13 protein-coding genes are annotated in these 18,366 nt (G+C 39.3%); 5 read left to right on the top strand and 8 right to left on the bottom strand.

Features of this window, described 5'->3' with window-relative positions; all coding sequences use genetic code 11:
* Positions 1-435: 435 nt before the first annotated feature.
* The 4 genes from BM207_RS14950 to BM207_RS14935 all read left to right on the top strand — a co-directional run bounded on the left by BM207_RS14950 (position 436) and on the right by BM207_RS14935 (position 9,423).
* Positions 436-2,610 (top strand): TonB-dependent receptor, encoded by a 2,175-nt coding sequence (locus BM207_RS14950; protein WP_090996025.1) that lies wholly within the window; start codon positions 436-438, stop codon positions 2,608-2,610.
* A gap of 53 nt (positions 2,611-2,663) precedes the next feature.
* Positions 2,664-5,789 (top strand): SusC/RagA family TonB-linked outer membrane protein, encoded by a 3,126-nt coding sequence (locus BM207_RS14945; RefSeq protein WP_177217136.1) that lies wholly within the window; start codon positions 2,664-2,666, stop codon positions 5,787-5,789.
* 7 nt (positions 5,790-5,796) lie between these two features.
* Positions 5,797-7,245: a SusD/RagB family nutrient-binding outer membrane lipoprotein gene (locus BM207_RS14940; protein WP_245768129.1), complete on the top strand. Its 1,449-nt coding sequence runs from the start codon at positions 5,797-5,799 to the stop codon at positions 7,243-7,245.
* An 81-nt stretch (positions 7,246-7,326) separates the two neighbouring features.
* Positions 7,327-9,423: a S9 family peptidase gene (locus BM207_RS14935; RefSeq protein WP_090996019.1), complete on the top strand. Its 2,097-nt coding sequence runs from the start codon at positions 7,327-7,329 to the stop codon at positions 9,421-9,423.
* Between the two features lie 3 nt (positions 9,424-9,426).
* Here BM207_RS14935 and BM207_RS14930 read toward each other — a convergent pair whose 3' ends face one another.
* The 4 genes from BM207_RS14930 to BM207_RS14915 all read right to left on the bottom strand — a co-directional run bounded on the left by BM207_RS14930 (position 9,427) and on the right by BM207_RS14915 (position 11,668).
* A complete protein-coding gene (locus BM207_RS14930) occupies positions 9,427-9,651 on the bottom strand; it encodes a CDGSH iron-sulfur domain-containing protein (protein ID WP_090996017.1) in 225 nt (74 codons plus the stop codon).
* 76 nt (positions 9,652-9,727) lie between these two features.
* Positions 9,728-10,222 (bottom strand): acyl-CoA thioesterase, encoded by a 495-nt coding sequence (locus tag BM207_RS14925; RefSeq protein WP_090996014.1) that lies wholly within the window; start codon positions 10,220-10,222, stop codon positions 9,728-9,730.
* A 26-nt stretch (positions 10,223-10,248) separates the two neighbouring features.
* Positions 10,249-10,848, bottom strand: coding sequence for a TetR/AcrR family transcriptional regulator (locus BM207_RS14920; RefSeq protein ID WP_090996012.1), 600 nt, complete (start codon positions 10,846-10,848; stop codon positions 10,249-10,251).
* A gap of 124 nt (positions 10,849-10,972) precedes the next feature.
* Positions 10,973-11,668, bottom strand: coding sequence for a GNAT family N-acetyltransferase (locus BM207_RS14915; RefSeq protein WP_090996009.1), 696 nt, complete (start codon positions 11,666-11,668; stop codon positions 10,973-10,975).
* Positions 11,669-11,769: 101 nt separating this feature from the next.
* On the opposite strand from BM207_RS14915, the gene BM207_RS14910 reads away from it, so the two are divergent.
* Complete coding sequence (locus tag BM207_RS14910) at positions 11,770-13,320, top strand: PAS domain S-box protein (RefSeq protein WP_090996006.1); 1,551 nt, start codon at positions 11,770-11,772, stop codon at positions 13,318-13,320.
* Here the strand turns inward: BM207_RS14910 and BM207_RS14905 are convergent.
* Genes BM207_RS14905 through BM207_RS14890 form a run of 4 tightly spaced genes read right to left on the bottom strand, consistent with a single transcriptional unit; the run spans position 13,301 to position 18,366 of the window.
* Positions 13,301-14,545: a sensor histidine kinase gene (locus BM207_RS14905; RefSeq protein ID WP_090996003.1), complete on the bottom strand. Its 1,245-nt coding sequence runs from the start codon at positions 14,543-14,545 to the stop codon at positions 13,301-13,303. The genes BM207_RS14910 and BM207_RS14905 overlap by 20 nt on opposite strands.
* Positions 14,529-15,905: a sigma-54-dependent transcriptional regulator gene (locus tag BM207_RS14900; RefSeq protein ID WP_090995999.1), complete on the bottom strand. Its 1,377-nt coding sequence runs from the start codon at positions 15,903-15,905 to the stop codon at positions 14,529-14,531. The genes BM207_RS14905 and BM207_RS14900 overlap by 17 nt, the downstream gene beginning before the upstream one ends.
* Before the next feature lie 20 nt (positions 15,906-15,925).
* The gene (locus tag BM207_RS14895) at positions 15,926-17,110 is read right to left on the bottom strand and encodes an ABC transporter permease (protein ID WP_090995996.1); all 1,185 of its coding nucleotides are present in this window, start codon (positions 17,108-17,110) and stop codon (positions 15,926-15,928) included.
* A gap of 17 nt (positions 17,111-17,127) precedes the next feature.
* A complete protein-coding gene (locus BM207_RS14890) occupies positions 17,128-18,366 on the bottom strand; it encodes an ABC transporter permease (RefSeq protein WP_090995993.1) in 1,239 nt (412 codons plus the stop codon).

Here is an 18,366-nt window from a genome sequence, read left to right as displayed (position 1 = left end):
TTAACAGCTGAGCACACACAACACATCAACAACCCGCCTTAAAACCTTAAAATTTGCATAAAATTTATTAATTTTGAGCCGTGAAAAAAATCGCCTGTCTCTTGTCGCTCGTTGTAATGATGCTTTCTATCGCACCGTGTTGTGCTTTAGAAGATCACACGAGAGAAGCAAAAATAGAGGTAGGACTGGAAAAACAAAACAAGCAAAAAGAGGATTGCTGTACGAGATGCTCTCCGTTTTACGCCTGTGGGACTTGCAGCGGCTTTATGGCACTACCATGTCTAAGCTTCAAGGTTCCAAATCCCGTAATTTTCCCTACATCTTTCAACAACACTTGCCTGCAATCTTTTGCTGACGGCGTGCGCCCTAACATCTGGCAACCCCCTAAATTAAGTTAGCGAATCCTTTTTTACTTACTTAATTTAAAAATTTACAATGAAGAAAACAGTCTTGTTATTGGCAGTTATATTATGTGCTGCCCTAACTCATGCACAACATACATTTCAGGCAACTATTAAAGATGCCAAAACGAATCAGCCATTAGCTGGAGCATCAGTAAAGTTACCTCAACTTGCTAAAGGTACCGTCTCAGATAGTACCGGCACTATTATTTTGACAAATCTTCCAGCCGGTAAACAAATTATTCAATTTAGCTTTATAGGTTATGAGAAAAGAACCGATACGTTAAGTTTCCCGCTTTCTCAACCATTACCGCTCATCATTTTATTAAACCCTCATGAGGAGGAAGAACTAGAGGAAGTTGTTGTTTCTGCTACGCGCAGCAGCAGGACAATCGATAACATTCCCACACGAATTGAAGTGCTTGCTGGGGAGGAGATAGATGAAAAGGCAAATATGAAGCCCGGAGACATTAGGATGATGCTTGCGGAAACCACCGGTATCCAAACCCAGCAAACTTCCGCTACAAGCGCAAATTCGAGTATACGCATCCAAGGATTAGATGGAAAATACACCCAGATTATCCGCGACGGGTTTCCCTTGTATTCGGGTTTCTCTGGCGGACTTGGACTTTTACAAATTGCCCCATTAGATCTTAAACAGGTTGAAGTAATTAAAGGCTCGTCCTCTACTTTATATGGCGGTGGCGCAATTGCAGGATTGGTAAACCTGGTTTCTAAAACGCCTACAGAAAAAAGACAACTTAGTTTTTTACTGAATGGAACATCCGCAATGGGTCTTGATGTGAGCGGCTTCTATGGACAGAAATTTAAAAAAATAGGAACAACTGTGTATGCTGCCTACAACCATGGATCGGCCTACGACCCAGTAAATATTGGACTAACTGCCATCCCCAAATTTGATCGTTTTACTTTAAACCCGAAGGTATATTTCTATCTATCAGATCAAACGACACTTATTACTGGTCTAAATGCCACTATTGAGAAACGTATCGGGGGCGACATGGAATACATCAAAGGAAACGAAAGCACCAATCATTCTTACTTCGAAGAAAATAAAACCGATCGCTATAGTAGTCAGTTAGAATTAAAGCATCAGCTTAACGGGCAACAGAAATTAACGTTCAGAAACAGTTTAAGCTACTACAACAGGTCTATTGCCCTTCCAAACTACCTGTTTTCGGGCGTACAGCTTGCAAGCTACTCAGAAGCCAATTACGCAAAAGATGGAGAAACTGCAGACTGGGTGGTAGGGCTAAATTACCTCACCGAAGATTTTGAAGAAGATAAGCAAAACATTATTCCACTTAGATCTTACCAAAATAATACCATTGGTGCCTTTATTCAGAACACTTTTATGGCCACAGCGCAGTTAACTTTCGAAACAGGCTTAAGGGGTGATTATCATAGCGACTACGGCTTCTTTATGTTGCCAAAAGTGTCGATCCTCTGGAAAATGAACAGGGAGTTTACATTTAGATTAGGCGGTGGTATGGGCTATAAAGCACCATCAGTTTTTACCGAGGATGCAGAGCGTATCCAGTTTAGAAATGTACTACCAGTTGATGTGAACGAAACTAGCGCAGAACGGTCTTATGGGACTAATTTCGATATCAATTACAAAACACCGTTGTTCAACGATCAAGTTGGGTTTAGCATTAATCAACTTTTCTTTTACACCCGAATTAACAATCCTATTTTGCTCAATAACGTTTCAGGATATTTAACCTATCAACAACCAAAAGGAGATTTAAATACCAAGGGCATAGAAACCAATATTAAATTAACATTTAAAGATTTTAAATTATTTGTGGGCTATACTTTTGCCGATGTGACTCAGCATACAGGAAATAACTTTTTTGCCTACTCGCTGGTTTCCAAACATCGGTTAAACAATGTGTTAATGTATGAGGTAGAAGACCAATGGAAAATTGGTGCAGAAGCCTATTATTTTAGCACACAGCAATTAAATGATGGCACAATCGGAAAAAGCTATTGGACGCCGGGTCTGATGATCGAAAAACTTTGGGAAAGGTGCTCCATCTTTATCAATTTCGAAAACTTCATCGACACTCGTCAGACCAAATTCGACTCTATCTATTCTGGCCCCATTACCAACCCAGTTTTTAGAGATATTTATGCCCCCGTTGATGGTTTTGTAATGAATGGAGGAATAAAGATTAGGCTGTAAAAATTCGGAGAATTTTAGGTATATTGCATTAAACAACTTAAACCTAATTAATTATGAGAAAAATTTTTACACTACTTTTTCTTCCCTTTATTTTTTTCCTCAGCCTCACGGTGCAGGCGCAGGTAAAGAATATCACCGGAAAAGTAACATCTTCTGAAGATGGTATGCCACTACCTGGAGTTGGCATTAAAGTTAAAGGTACCAGCACAAGTGTTATTTCTGATCAAAATGGTAATTTCTCGATCACAGTACCTGGCACGAATTCGGTGCTTGTTGCTACATTTATCGGCTTTGTTACTCAAGAAATTACAGTGGGGTCGAGAAGTACGATTAATGTGACATTAGTTTCAGATATTAACAATCTGCAGGAAGTAGTTATCAATACCGGACTAGGCATTACACGACAGAAAAAATCGCTAGGTTACTCCGCTCAAGGTGTGGAAGGTGAAGATCTTAACTTTAACCACCAATCGAATTTACTAAATGCACTTCAAGGTAAGGTCGCAGGTGCTACCATCACCAGTGTAGGTGGTGGCCCAGGCCAAGGCAGTTCAATTCGCATTCGTGGTGTTAACTCGATTGATGCTAACACCTCTGGAGACCCATTATACGTAATTGATGGAGTTCAAATCGACAATACCACGTCTACCTTTGGTGCCACGCAAAATGGTGGTCAAGGTTTCAGAGCCAGATCCGTTGGTAATCGTGCTTCGGATGTAAATCCTGAAGACATTGAAACGATCAATATTCTGAAAGGTGGTGCTGCAACGGCATTGTATGGGTTGCGCGGAGCAAATGGCGTAGTGGTAATTACGACTAAAAGGGGAAAGGGTTCTGGCTTTCAGGTGAATTTCTCTAACACTTACGGCCTGGATGAGATTAATAAGATGCCAGAAGTACAAACAACATACACCTCTGGGGTTGTTGGGAATTATAATAATGGAAGCAATGGAATCGGTCCCGCTTGGGGACCAACTATTGCCGAAGCTAAGCTGATTGACCCAAGTCACCCCGACAAGCTGTTTAACAATTATGAACGCGCATATGAAACGGGAAATCAAGCTAAAAGCAGTATTTCGGTGGCAGGGGGCTCAGAAACCATCCGCTTCTTTTCTTCAGCCTCAACTTTGTTTCAGAAAGGTATCATGCCAGGAACAGATTATAAAAATTTATCAGCCCGTCTCAATACTGATATCACCATTAGTCCGAAGATTAAAGCAGGCGTTAATATGAATTTCACTAACTCAGGAGGTTTCCGCTATAGTCCTGACCGCTTTGGTGAATCATTAACCTATTGGGCACCACGTGTAGATGTTGCCGACTATGTGAAACCAGATGGCACTCAGAAATACGTTGGCACTAACAATCCAGTTTGGGGTGCTAAAAATAATAGGTTAAAAGATAATGTGAACCGTTTCATCGGCGGAGCTAACCTTAGTTATCAGGCGCTACCGTGGCTTAACTTTAGTTACCGCTTTGGTGTAGATACTTATTCCGACAATCGAGTAGCTAATTCTCCTGCTGCGAGAGGCGTTCCTGGAGAGGTTACTTACGATAATTCAACCGGTCTTATTGGCGAATATAACACCAATTTTAGAACGTTGAATTCTACATTTATAGCTACTTTTTCATCAAAAATTACTGCAGATATAAATGGCACTTTACGCCTAGGGCACGAACTTTATAACAGAAGGTATAAAGAGACTAGGACAGAGGGAACTCAATTTAACATCTGGAATTTCTACAACCTAGCGAATGCAAAAGCGCTTTCGGTGGGTCAATCACTCTCACAAAAAAGGCTGCAAGGTATTTTTGGCGAAGCAACTTTCGACTATAAAGACTTCTTATTTTTAACCTTGACAGGTAGAAACGATATTACATCTACACTTTCGAAATCCAATAGAAGTTTCTTTTATCCTTCAGCAAGTCTTTCTTATGTGTTCTCAGATCAGTTAAAATTACCTGAATGGATCGGCCAGTCAAAACTTAGATTTTCTTATGCAAAACTTGGAAAAGATGCGAATGAATATTCAACATCTTATGGCTTTGGCACCTATACCCTTCCAGCAGGCTTTACCGGTCTAAGTATTTCATCTAATTTAGGAAATGCAGATCTTCGCCCTGAATTTACAAATACCTACGATGCGGGCCTTGAAATGTCATTCCTGAAGAACCGATTAGGTTTTGATTTTACCTTCTACTACTCTATCAGTAAAGATCAAATTGTTCAATCACAAATCTCCTCAACTACAGGGTATATCACTACTTCGGTAAATGCGGGCGATATTCGCAACAGAGGGATTGAGTTAGTGTTAAGAGGTGAACCAATCAAGGCTACCAACTTTTCATGGGATGTTTTGTTAAACTTCTCCATGAACCGAAATAAGGTACTAACCATGCCTGGCGACGCTACCGAATATGTCTATGGAGCTGATATTAGTCGCTCTTACGGAAGTGGAATTACCCAAAAAATTGTGAAAGGACAATCTTATGGTAATATTTACGGAAATTATTTCATGCATTATGGGCCTAATCCGGAAGATCCAAATGCCCCACTATTGATCGGAGCAAATGGCTACCCAGTAAGCTCGGGAACTGCATTTAAATTATTAGGTAACTCGCAACCCGATTGGATAGGTGGTATTACCAATAATTTCAGATACAAAAGGTTCAATCTTTCTACGCTAATAGATGCGCGTTGGGGCTTTGAAAAATATGATGGAATGGAGAACTTTCATTCTGCTTTCGGATTACCGAAATACACAGAAAACAGGCGGACATTTAAAGTATTTGAGGGAGTATTGGCAAACGGAACTCCTAACACTAAATCCGTGTGGATGGGACAAGGCATGGCTCCAGATGGCGTAGTGTATAGCGCACAAGGCTACTACAGAGATGTTTATCGCCTTCTTGCTGAGCCATTCGTTCAAGATGCGTCATGGATTAAACTTAGATCGATCAGTTTAGGGTATGCTATTCCTACTGCATGGCTTCCTAAAAAAGTATTCCGTTCGGCAAATCTTTCGGTTACTGCCAACAATATTTTGTTACACACTAATTTCTATGGGCTTGATCCTGAATCTAGTGCTTTTAACAGTGGAAGCAATATCGATGGATCAGCTGGCTTTACTTACCCTGCCGCTCGCTCTATTTTATTTACCCTTAATGTTGGCCTTTAAACTAAATATGATGCAAAAAACAATAAAAAACGTATTATATTCGGCTATAGCTGTTATAATTACTCTTCAAGGCTGTAAAGACGACTATTTTGAAGCAGTTACCTTGAACCCTAATCAGGTTACAACACCTACTCTACCTTCACTACTGGCTACATCTACTTATAAAATTGCCCAGAATAGTGTAAGTGCTGCTAGCATAACGAACCCTTTTGTACAATACACGGCAAGTCCGTCGCCAAATGCAGCGTCAGACATCTATGATTCTAACGATCAAAGCGGGACGTGGAATGCACTTTACTATGCCATGGCTGATGCAAATGAGTTGAAGAAATTGGCCATTAGTCAGAATTCTAACGAATATCTCGGCGCTGCCAATGTAATGTTGGCTTATAACCTCATCCTTGCAAATGACCTTTGGGGAGGGGTGCCTTTTTCGGAAGCATTTGTAGCCACCACGCTGAAACCAAAATACGATAGCGGTCAGGCCGTTTACACAGCTTCAATGGCGTTGCTAGACGAAGCTATCGCTAATTTCTCAGCCCCCTCTACTGGCACATTGCTCCCAACGGGCGCTACGAACAGTGATATGATTTATGGAAGACTTAGTTCCTCAGCGAATCCTAATAAAGTATATTGGAAAAAGTTTGCTTATGCATTAAAAGCACGTTTGCTAAACAAGGTAAGCAAGACTTCTAGTTATAATCCAAACGCAGTCCTAACGGCAGTAGCGAATTCATTTACCAGTAGTGCAGATGATGCAGGTATGAACAATTTCTTGGTTCGTAATAACTGGGCCGGAGTAGCTGTATCTAATGCGGCACAATCTCTGGGAGGATGGCTTTCTGAGCAATTGGTTGACCATTTAAATGGGACAAGCTACGGAATATTCGATCCACGTATTGCAAAAATTACTGATAAAGCCCCTGCAAACGGGCTATACATAGGTACCACCAACGGTCAGGGTAACCGTCCTCCGGGAGGCAATACCACTAAAGATGAGGTTTATATTGCTCAAAGTTCGCCTTGGACCAGTGATACTGCTCCTATATGGATTGTAACGTATGCGGAATTAAAATTTATCGAAGCAGAAGCAGCACTAGCAGCCGGTTTAACTACACAAGCAAACACGGCCTATCAAGCCGGAGTAATTGCCAACTTTGATAAGCTCCAAGTTCCAGCGGGCGCAGAAAGAACAGCCTATTTAGCAGCTGCATTGGTTCCTGTAACAAGGGATCTTATATTTAGAGAAAAGTATGTGGCAACTTATCTAAATGCAGAAGCATGGAACGATGCCCGTCGGTACAACTATGCATACAAAAATTTTACTATGCCCCTTGGTGCTGTCCTTGATAATTATATTCGCAGAATTGATTACGTGAGAGACGAAATCAACGAGAACAATGTAAATGTACCTCCAACTGTTCCACGTACTACGAGATTATGGTGGGATCAGTAATCAATCTTATTTAAAAAATAAAATTAAAAACCCTAGCTTTAAACACTAGGGTTTTTTTATACCTGGAAAAAACGTTTATCTATGATAAGAAGAATCTGTTTATATTTTGCTTTGTTCGTAGCTACGATATGTGGTAGCCATGCCCAAACCTTCACTGTTAAATCTGTTTTAAGTTACCCTTTCCCTTCAGAACTTACGGCAGCCGCTAAAGGGTCTAAAATTGCCTGGGCCATGAATGAACAAGGGAAAAGAAATATATATGTAGCCGAAGGCCCTAGTTTTAATCCCATTAAAATAACAGATTACAATTATGATGATGGGCAGGAACTTACCAGTTTAGCGATTTCAGATGATGGAAAGTGGATTGTTTTTGTGCGTGGTGGCGATCATGGTTCAAGAGCAGGAACCACTCCCGTTAATGCAGCTTCAATGCCAATGGCGCCAAAAGTACAGGTTATGACCATCCCCTTTGGAGGGGGTAAAATAAATGTAATTGGGGAAGGCGACAACCCCGTTATTTCACCAAATAGCACTCAGCTAATTTTTACCAAGAGCGGCCAAATTATGTCGAGCCCTATTGATGGATCATCACCTCCTAAAAACTTGTTTTACGCCAGAGGATCTAATGGTTCGGCTAGCTGGAGCCCAGACGGGTCAAAAATTGCGTTTGTATCAAGTAGAGATGATCATTCCTTTATAGGCATTTATAGCAATGCCGAAACACCAATTCAATGGCTCTTACCTTCGTTTTCAAGGGATAATTCACCGCGCTGGTCGCCCGATGGAACCGAAATCGCTTTCATTAGAAACCCGGGCATCGGAGGCTCACCGGATCCAATTCTAAGTAGAAAACATACTCCCTGGGCCATATGGCGCGTTAATATTCAAATTAGCGTAGGAAAACAGATCTGGAAGGCTCCACAAACACCGCAAGGTTCTATTCCCCCGGTAGCAGGTGGAGCGAACCTATTATGGGCTGCTGATCGGTTAGTCTTTACGTCTTATGAGGATGGATGGCCGCATCTCTATTCAATTAACCTGGATGGTTCGCAACAAACATTACTAACTCCGGGCGATTTTATGGTGGAGCACGTAAAGCTTAGCCCGAATAAGAAATCGTTGATTTTTAGCGCCAATACCGGCAAGGAAAAAGACGATATCGATCGTAGGCATTTATACAAAGTCTCAGTTCACAAAGCAGATATGCAGGCTTTAACAGCTGGAACGGGTCTAGAAACACTTCCGGTATTTATAGGAGATCAAGCTCATATTGCCTATTTAAGTGCAACTGCACAACAGCCTGTACTACCGGCAGTGCTTAATGAGCAAAGCAAACAACGGGTGTTATTAGCTGAAAATCTGGTACCCGAGGAGTTTCCTGGTCAAGAATTAGTAACACCTACCCATGTAACTTTCAAGGCCGCAGATGGAGGAACAGTTTACGGACAGTTATTTACACCAACTAAGGGCCCGCGTAAAAAGCCAGCTATAGTTTATGTGCATGGCGGACCACAAAGACAAATGTTATTAGGCTGGAACCATATGGACTATTATTCCATCGACTACGCCTTAAATCAATACTTAGTGAGCTTAGGATACGTAGTATTATCTGTAAATTACAGGCTTGGTATCGGTTATGGCTACGAGTTTCATAAGCCTTTAAACGCAGGTGCACAGGGTGCAGCGGAATACCAAGATATTAAAGCGGCAGGTGAATGGCTTGCAAATCAATCTAGAATTGATGCAGATAGAATAGGCATTTACGGAGGATCTTATGGAGGATATTTAGTGGCTCTAGCAATGGGGAAAGATTCGAAACTATTCGCCGCCGGAGTAGATATTCATGGGGTAAATAGTAGATTCAACGACACCGCCGAAAGAAATGAGATTGCGCCAGACGCCAAATTAGCAGCAGAAAGAGTACTGCTATCGTCACCACTTACGTATTTGAGTACCTGGACGTCACCCACCTTGCTTATCCACGCAGACGATGATAGAAATGTTCCTTTCAGTCAGAGTGTAGACTTAGCCAGACGCTTTGAAAATAAGAACTTTGATTTCGAGTACTTAGCCATCCCAGACGACACCCATCATTGGATGAAGTTCTCTAATGCGGTTAAAGTTAGCGAGGCAACGGCAAATTTCTTACACAGAAAATTGAGTGAAAAAAAGAAATAGTATTTAAACCTTTTTTGGTGGAAGATTAAAAGCTACAGCTTCATGTTCGAAATGACCATTATGTGAACCATCACAAAAAGGTTTATTTTGTGACAAGCCACAACGGCATATTGATAAGACGTTTCTACCTGCTAAGCCGTAAGCGTCTCCATTTCTGTCAACGATTTCAAAATCGCCTTCTATCTTCACTGATCCGTTGTTGTTTATTGTAAGTTTTGTTGTAGCCATTAGATTGTTTATTTAAGCGCAAAACTAGGGGAATAGGATGAAAGTCCTCAAAATCATTTCAATTTAGAACCATTCTTTAAGCGTTTAAGGAAATTTTCCTTTCTGTTAACAATCTTACAATACGCTCCTTAATGGTGCCATCTGCAAATGTATTTTCCAGTTCAATGCTTTTCGCAAATTCCATAAAACTTGTTGAGTGGTTTGCCCTTCGTCCAGTTTTAACATCAACTGGAATAAAACGGGTCCACATAACCGCCTTAATCGCACTTTGTCCCGCGTCTAACATTTGCAGCTCTACCAAAAGATACTGCTCGCTCGCCTTTATAAGCGAACTCTTTATGCAAATTTGCTCATTATATTTAGCAGGCTTGATATAATTGATTTCGTGACTTCCCACAACCCAACCTACCCCTTGTTGATAATAAGTGGATAGATCCATTTCGTAATGGTTTCTTAAATGATCTTCTCTAGCATTTAAAAAATAATCGAGGTAACGGGCATTGTTTAAATGTCCGAATAAATCACAGTCGCTAAAGCGAACCGTGTGTAAAGATTGAAGTTCTTTGTTCATACTCCAGTTTTAAACCAATTGGTCTTTTATGACTTCTTTTTATAATTTTTGACATGCACTTTAAGGTAAGCAAGTAAATTGTTCAGATATCTTGGATCATCATTTAGGCGGCTCATCATCATCCCCCCCTCTATCACCGAAAAAATTAAACTTGACTCTGCTTTTGCATTAACTTTTTTTCGAAATTCTTTATTGGAAATACCCTTGTTAATAATATATTCTAAGGAGCCCAACATTTTAGTTAGCGCTTGAGCAGCCTTTTCTTTCAGCTCCGGAAAGTTAAAATCCGAATCAATTGCCGTATTCAATAAAGGGCAACCACCCTCTAATACTGGATCAATGCTATAATTATAATAGAAATTAAAAATAGCTACCAACTTATCATATGCTGAAACTTCTTGCCTAATTTTACCAGACAAAGCATTCATCAAACAATCGTTAGCATATTCAAAAGCCATTAAAGCAATCTCTTCCTTGCTTTCAAAATTACCATACACCCCTCCCTTTGCTAAACCAGTAGCGGTTAGGATATCATTCATGGAAGTGGCCGCAAAACCTTTTTTGTTAAATAGCGGCGCTGCTTTCTCAATAATAAATTGCTTTGTTTGCGCAGATTTTGATATCATAAATCAAATATAGACCATTCGGTCTAAAATAGCAAGTACTAATTACAAAAGCTTATAACTAAGGTTTAGTATACTATGGTGTTGTGTATCAAATATTTTCAACTGTTAAATCTTGTTGGGTATTTCATTTCTCCAAATTAGATTGTTTCTGCAAAACATAGGCAAGCATGTCTGTTCTAACCTCGAATCCCAGCTTTTGATAAAGTTTAACCGCAGCGAGATTATCATTTCTAACATGAAGAAAGGGAATTTGAGCTTGGGCTAAAATTCTTTTAACCTGCTCTCGCAACAAGCGATAGGCATAGCCATTTCCTAAATGATCTGGATGGGTACATACTGCGCTGATTTCTATATAGGGGGCAGGGTGAAAACGATGACCTGCCATCGAAACCAATTTCCCCTGATTAAACACGCCAGTATAATTTCCCAACGCAATAGTTCTGGATTTAAATGGCCCAGGCTGCGTTAACTTAACAAGTTCAATCATTTCATCAACGTGTTGATCATGAAGATCTTCAAAATCCCCATCTACATCCTTTGGTACATGAGCATGATCATAAACCATTTGAAACATATCGATTTGTGCAATCAGCTTCCATTCGTCAGGAATTTTATAAGCAGTTGGTGTAAAAACAACAAAACTGCTTTCCGGAGCGGTTATCTTATAAAGATCCGCTAAATCAGCAAGTGAATTGTTCTTTAATCCTGCAAAAGGAGCAACATCTTCTATATAATAGTTTGCCTCATCGCTCCCCATTGCATATAATTGATGCTTAGTCCGTAAAGCATGATAAATGGGGTTATCTAAAACATGTTCCATGTGCGTGTTCTTGGGTGGTTAAATATAACTGTGTTTTATTTGCTAAATTAACTTTCTTTTACTTATTTTAATCGAGACGACATGCTTGAGGTATAAAAGTAATGAACGAAAACTATATTTTAGAAAATAATGGACAGGCCTTCTTACAAGAAGGCGGTGAGATGGGCGAATATATTCGTTCTATCAATTGGGCAGACACGCCAATGGGTGAGGCAAAACAGTGGCCTATTGCATTAAAACAAACTGTAAGCATGATGCTCAGCACGACTTTACCTGTACTTATTTGCTGGGGAAAGGATTACACTCAACTATATAATGATGCTTTTAGGCCAATAAATGGAACAAAACATCCAACGGCTATGGGCGATAGCGCAAAGCATACTTACGCAGAAATCTGGGACACGATAGGTCCTATGTTCGAGCAGGTAATGCAAGGTGAGTCTGTAGGATTCCCAAACTTTATGGTAACACTTGAGCGAAATGGACAGTTAGAAAATTGCTATTTTGATTTTTCTTATAGTCCGATACGAGACCTAGACGGAAATATTGGCGGCATTTTGGTAATTTGCATAGAAACTACACAGTTTAAACAAGACGAGGAGAAGAGTGCAAAATTAGCCGCAATTATCGAATCATCGGATGATGCCATTATCAGCAAAACCTTGGAAAGTACTATTACAAGCTGGAATGAATCGGCAGTACGAATTCTGGGCTATACCGCATCAGAAATTGTTGGTGAAAAAATTTACAAACTTATTCCTGAAGATAGAAAGGATGAAGAGCCGAAGATAATTTCGAGATTAAAAAACGGTGAGCGTGTTGAACACTTTGAAACAAAAAGGCTCACAAAAAGTGGTAAGCTGATCGACGTATCATTAACTATTTCTCCTGTTAAAAATAAGGAAGGACAAATCATAGGCATCTCGAAAATTATGAGAGATATTACCTATAAAAAGCAGGAAGAACAACGAAAGAATGATTTTGTAGCTGTGGTTAGCCATGAACTCAAAACACCATTAACTACAATCCACTCCTATATTCAATTACTACTAGCAAAATCTAAAAAAGAAGCTAACGATTTTAATATTAAAGCATTGACCCGAGCAGAAGTGCAGACTAAAAAAATGAGCTTGATGATTAATGACTTTTTGAGTGTAGCTAGGTTAGAAGAAGGGGAAATGTCTATTCACAAAAAGATATTCGAGTTCCAAGCTTTAGCAAATGAAAGTATCCAAGATGTACAATTTTTATCTTCCAAACATCATATTGAGTTTGTTAATTGCGAATCTATTTGGCTAAATGGAGATCGTGACAAACTTGGTCAGGTCCTCAACAACTTACTTACGAACGCTATAAAATATGCACCAAATGGAGGTAATGTTACTTTAGCATGCAAAAAACAAGCCGAAAATGTAATAATATCCGTTCGTGATGAGGGGATTGGTATAAACCTAGAGGATCAAAAGCATTTGTTCGAACGCTTTTATCGTGCTAATAATGAGAAGTTAAAAACAGTATCTGGTTTTGGCATAGGCTTATATTTGGTTTCCGAAATCTTGAGACGTCACGACAGTAAAATTGAAGTAGTTAGTAACGAAGATATTGGCTCCACCTTTTATTTTAGTTTGCCCTTTATGCCATTTCCATCTTAAATCTTGTTAACCTTTCTTCAGTACCTAATGAAAATGCAAATCCATGATTTAGCAAAATCTCCCGTACCAACGTCAGACCAATGCCTTGTCCATCTTTTTTGGTGCTAAAAAACGGACTGAATAAGTGTTCGGCGTATTCTTTACCTATTCCTTTGCCGTTATCGGCAATGACTAGCTGTTGTTTAATAGGGTCTAAAGTTATCCAAATCAACCCCTCCTTTTCGATGGCCTCTATTGCGTTTTTGACAACGTTGATAAGTGCCTGCTCCAATTGTTGGACGTCGGCCAGGATATGATAAGGTTCATTAGGCAAAGCTAATTCAAACTTAATATGTTTCTCTTTAGCAGAAAAAAGCATGAGTTCGGCCAATGATTTTAAGAGGCTTACCAAATCAATCTGCTTTTTATTTGCGGCCGGAAGCTTTACTAAATCGGCAAAGTTGCGCATAAAAATATTTAAATTCTGATTTCTATCTATGGCGACTTGCAAAGCATTATGTAGCGGCTCGTCATTTTCTGTGAATGTTAATGCAGAATTCATGATAGAATTTACAGGTCCTACAGTATTATTCACCTCATGGGCCATCATGCGGATAACTTTACTGTAAACATTCTTTTCTGCTTCAAAAATCTCAGCAGTTACTTCTTCTATCATTACAAACGTACGTTCGAAACCACGATCTATGAATTTAGATTTCTGAACTTTATAGCTACGAAGGCCACCTATCCTGATAATTTTTGCGAGCCCCATTTGCAGAGTTTGCGATTGTTCCAGTAAATTGGGCGCTATATCTATTATTTCTTTTGCTTTAGGATTAATCTGCTTAATAGCTCCATCATAATCTAGGATCACAATCCCTGTGGGAGAGGTTTGTATCAGTTTCTCGAGAAAAAAGTGCTGTTCTTGTTGTTTGGTACGTTCCATTCTCAGCTCATCAATCATCTTATTATAAACGTTCACCAGTTCATCAACTTCTTCTTGTCCTGTAGCTAAAAACTTCACATTAAAGTCCTGGTCCTTGATAGCATTTACGCCTTGTTTTAAATAAATGAGCGGGTTGATTAGTTGCTTATATAGGCTCAAAGAAATAAGCATAGAGATGAGGATAACCATTTCTGCTAAGATAAATATGACTTTATGCTCTTCAAAAATTAAATAGCTCATCACCAGACAAGTCAAGTGAATAGCTACCATAAAGCTTATATATTTAGTCTTCAGTTTCATTAAAAGGAATTTGATATTTCTCCAACCTACGATATAATGCGTTTCTAGTAATCCCTAAAGAGGCGGCAGCTTTGGTAATCCTATTTTTATGGAAGTTCATGGCTTGTTTTACCATTTCAGCTTCCATTTGATCGAGCGTTATAGAGCCTACCCCCGGTAGTTTAATTTCGTTGTTCTTCAGGGGCGATAGATTTACCTGTCCCTGAAAATCATCAGTAGTCAGCTCGTTTTTATCACTTATAAGTACAGTCCGTTCCACTAAGTTTTTGAGTTGCCTAATGTTACCAGGCAAGGGTAATTGTTGAAGCCAACGCATTGCAGCTGGTGCGACGGTTAGTTGGGGCCGTCCGTAGATCTCTTTAAGGTTATTTATGAAAAAATTAACCAGCAGGGGTATGTCGTCTTTTCGCTCACGAAGTGCCGGCAAATGGATGGTTACCAAATTGATTCTGTACAATAGATCTTCTCTAAAAGTATCCATTTGAACCATTTCATTTAAGTTTTTGTTCGTAGCACACACTACTCTCGTATCAACCATTTTAGTTCTGCTATTCCCTAAAACCTCGTAGGTTCTATCTTGCAAAACCCTTAGCAGTTTAACCTGACTACTGGCTTCTAGATCTCCAATTTCATCCAGGAAAATGGTGCCTTTATTTGCCATTTCAAAACGACCCATCCTATCAAACCGTGCATCGGTAAAGGCTCCACGAACATGACCAAACATCTCACTTTCGAATAAAGAGGTGGAAATACCTCCCAAATTCACTTTTACAAAGGGTTTTCCTCCTCTGGTACTGTTCTCATGAATAGCTTCGGCTATCAATTCCTTGCCTGTTCCACTCTCGCCAGTAATGAGCACCGAAGCGTTGGTAGCTGCAACTCTCCCTATAATGCCTAAGATGTTCAACAAACTCGGGTCTTCTCCAATAATCTGCTTGAATTGATACTTTTTGTCGAGTTCCCTTCTAGTTTTCGCCGTGCTCTTTTTGTGGCCATTTAATTGCAACAATGTTCCTACGGCCTGTAAAACATAATCATTATTCCAAGGCTTATGAATGAAATCATTCGCCCCTAGTTTCATACCCTTAACCGCCAAATCAATACTGGCCCAGCCTGTAATTAAAATGATTGGCAAAACACTGTCGTACACTCGGAGTTGTTTAAGTAAACTCATACCTTCGTCGCCAGAGGTTTCGATAGAAAAATTCAAATCCAAAATAACAAGCTCAGGCTTTTGAACTTGTACAAGTTCAAAAGCCTGAGCGGCACTACTCGCTGTAATTACTTCATTTCCAGCCCCTTTTAACAGAAGCGTTAGCGAAGTTCTTACTGCTATATCGTCATCAACAATCAATATCATATACAAAGTTAAGATAAGTATTATTCTTCATGCAATGCAATAGCCGGATGAATGCCCGAAGCCTGTTTGCCGGGATACAGGGCACAGGCAAAAACCAGTAAGTAAATAAAAGCTACAGCAAGTAGCATGGCAATCACGTAAACACTTGAGGGTACATCGAAAACACTAAGTAGTGGGAACTGAACGGCAAAGAAACAGCCCACTACCAGTGATAAAGTTGCTAAGACCAAAGCCTCCAATATTAGTTGCGAAGATACATTGTTTCCACTGGCACCAATTGCTCTGCGCAATCCAATTTCTCCTTTGCGCTGATTGATGTTATACCAAAGCACTCCAAACAGTCCTAACGCAACATTGATAACCAAAAACGCCGCTATGATCATGAAAATAATCATAGGAATTACAGTGACTTCATTTTTCGAATCGCGCATCTCGCTTAAATGTCCAATTTCAATGGTTGAATTCTTAAAGTTATTGGTCATAAACTTGTATAAATTGCTTTCGAAAGTTGCATCTGCATCTGTACTTACTTTAATTAAAACATTTCTGATGTCTTTTAAATATCCGGTATCTAGTCGATTAAAAACCGCATTGCCCGCAGGCCAATAATCGCCACTAGTTTTAACATCTTGAACAACCCCGATTACCTTCATTTTAGCCTTGTCTTCATAATCTCCAATTAGTTGCCCTATTGCACTTCCATTACCAAACATCGCGGTCTTTAAAGTTTCGTTGATCACAATGCTTTTGTTTTTACCAACGGCATCTTCAGGCTTAAACCATCTGCCAGATAGGAGTTTTACATTCCACACCTTATCATAATTTTCATCTGCCGTATAAAAATTAACTCTATCAAACCTCTTCCCATTTTTTTTAACAGCAGTACTCATGGTGCTATTAGAATATGGAAAATTGGCGCTTGCATAAGTTACTTCTTCTATTTGCGGCATTGCTTTTAGAGAATTTCTCAAGTTGCTATAAAATGTTTGCAATGAGTCGTTATTTTTGGTGAGCCGACCGTTATCGTAATTGATCGTCCATACACGTTCATAATCAAATCCTAAAGGTTTAGTATAGTTCTGATAGTAAAAGGTAAGGAAAGAAAAAACTGCGAAAATGACTAAAAATGAGACTAATATTTCTGAAAGGAACAGAAAGTTTTGCTTGCGTTTGTTCCATATCAATTTAAATAAATGTTTTAACATGATAATTTCTTTAAGGGTTATTGTGCTTTTAAGGCTTTAACTACATTTAATTTAGACATTCGCCAAGCTGGGTATACGCCAGACAGCAAGCCAAAGAATAGGCAGGCAATAAAGCTGTAAAACAATACCGTAAAATTTAACTTTAAGTAGACATTTTCTATTGGTTCTATATCGTTATACCAATAAATAACCAGTACTGAAAGGCATAGTCCGATAACACCGCCTAAAAAAGTTAAGATTAAATTCTCTACAATAAATTGGTAGACTAATGTTTTAGAAGAAGCGCCAAAAGCTTTTCGAACGCCAATTTCTGATGAACGTTCTAAAATTCGGGTAATATTAATGTTCACCAAGTTAATGGTAGGCAGCAATAAAAACAGAAATACAAAAATGCTAAGCAAGCCAACGACTACAGACATACCCGTATTCTTCCCATCCCCCGCAATTCTCCTGGTCATACTTGTAAAAAAGTAGTCGGCATGGCAATATACCTCGTCGAACTCCTTATCTGGCAATGGAACTTTTTTCATCATCTGGTCAAATTCCTTTTTTAATTTGGGTACATCTGCTTTTGATTTGGCCAATAATACAGCATTAAACCCTCCCATTAGTCCAGGTTTATTATAATCGTCTTTCGCTATTGTATATGGCAAATAAAGATCTCCCGCAAAACTTAAAAGGGTCTTAGCTACATTACCAACCACACCAATCACACGATAGTTAATATTATCTGCAGAGATATATTTCCCTACTACAGTTGGTGCATCTCCGAAATATTCCTTTTTAGTTTGTTCTGAAATTACAGCTACTTGTTCGGCATTATCTATCTGTTGTTGTGTGTATGGTTTTCCTTCAGAAAAGGCATACTCTAATACCTTCCAGTAATCGGCATTGGTATATTTATATTCTATAACGATCTTTTGGTTGTTTACATAAGCATTTGATGTTCTGGCATTAGAGGAAATAGCCATCATCTCCACATTTTTTAAGGTCGAAACGTAATGGTCTAAAAAATAAAAAGAAACATCCGATCTATTTAACCAACCTTCTTTTGAGTTCTTTAATTCCATGGTGGTAACGTAGAGCGAGCGAGCTCTTTTATAATCGGGATAATCCGGACTAATAACTTTATCTAGAAAGGCAGTACCTACCATTAGAATGGTTAAGGTAAAACTGATTCCGAATAGACTGATGAACGTGAAGAATCTTCTCCGTTTCAATACAGCGATTGCAATTTTAAAATAGTTTTTTAACAT

The sequence above is a fragment of the Pedobacter insulae genome, from assembly GCF_900113525.1.
In the GTDB taxonomy this organism is placed as follows: domain Bacteria; phylum Bacteroidota; class Bacteroidia; order Sphingobacteriales; family Sphingobacteriaceae; genus Pedobacter; species Pedobacter insulae.
This window is presented reverse-complemented; position numbering and strand designations above follow the sequence as displayed.

Bases quoted from the DNA above. Each gene is read 5' to 3' on its own strand.
- BM207_RS14900 (WP_090995999.1), bottom strand. From the start codon at position 15,905: ATGATATTGATTGTTGATGACGATATAGCAGTAAGAACTTCGCTAACG.
- BM207_RS14935 (WP_090996019.1), top strand. From the start codon at position 7,327: ATGATAAGAAGAATCTGTTTATATTTTGCTTTGTTCGTAGCTACGATA.
- BM207_RS14940 (WP_245768129.1), top strand. From the start codon at position 5,797: ATGATGCAAAAAACAATAAAAAACGTATTATATTCGGCTATAGCTGTT.
- BM207_RS14890 (WP_090995993.1), bottom strand. From the start codon at position 18,366: ATGTTAAAAAACTATTTTAAAATTGCAATCGCTGTATTGAAACGGAGA.
- BM207_RS14915 (WP_090996009.1), bottom strand. From the start codon at position 11,668: ATGGAACATGTTTTAGATAACCCCATTTATCATGCTTTACGGACTAAG.
- BM207_RS14945 (WP_177217136.1), top strand. From the start codon at position 2,664: ATGAGAAAAATTTTTACACTACTTTTTCTTCCCTTTATTTTTTTCCTC.
- BM207_RS14905 (WP_090996003.1), bottom strand. From the start codon at position 14,545: ATGAAACTGAAGACTAAATATATAAGCTTTATGGTAGCTATTCACTTG.
- BM207_RS14925 (WP_090996014.1), bottom strand. From the start codon at position 10,222: ATGAACAAAGAACTTCAATCTTTACACACGGTTCGCTTTAGCGACTGT.
- BM207_RS14895 (WP_090995996.1), bottom strand. From the start codon at position 17,110: ATGTTAAAACATTTATTTAAATTGATATGGAACAAACGCAAGCAAAAC.
- BM207_RS14930 (WP_090996017.1), bottom strand. From the start codon at position 9,651: ATGGCTACAACAAAACTTACAATAAACAACAACGGATCAGTGAAGATA.
- BM207_RS14920 (WP_090996012.1), bottom strand. From the start codon at position 10,848: ATGATATCAAAATCTGCGCAAACAAAGCAATTTATTATTGAGAAAGCA.
- BM207_RS14910 (WP_090996006.1), top strand. From the start codon at position 11,770: ATGAACGAAAACTATATTTTAGAAAATAATGGACAGGCCTTCTTACAA.
- BM207_RS14950 (WP_090996025.1), top strand. From the start codon at position 436: ATGAAGAAAACAGTCTTGTTATTGGCAGTTATATTATGTGCTGCCCTA.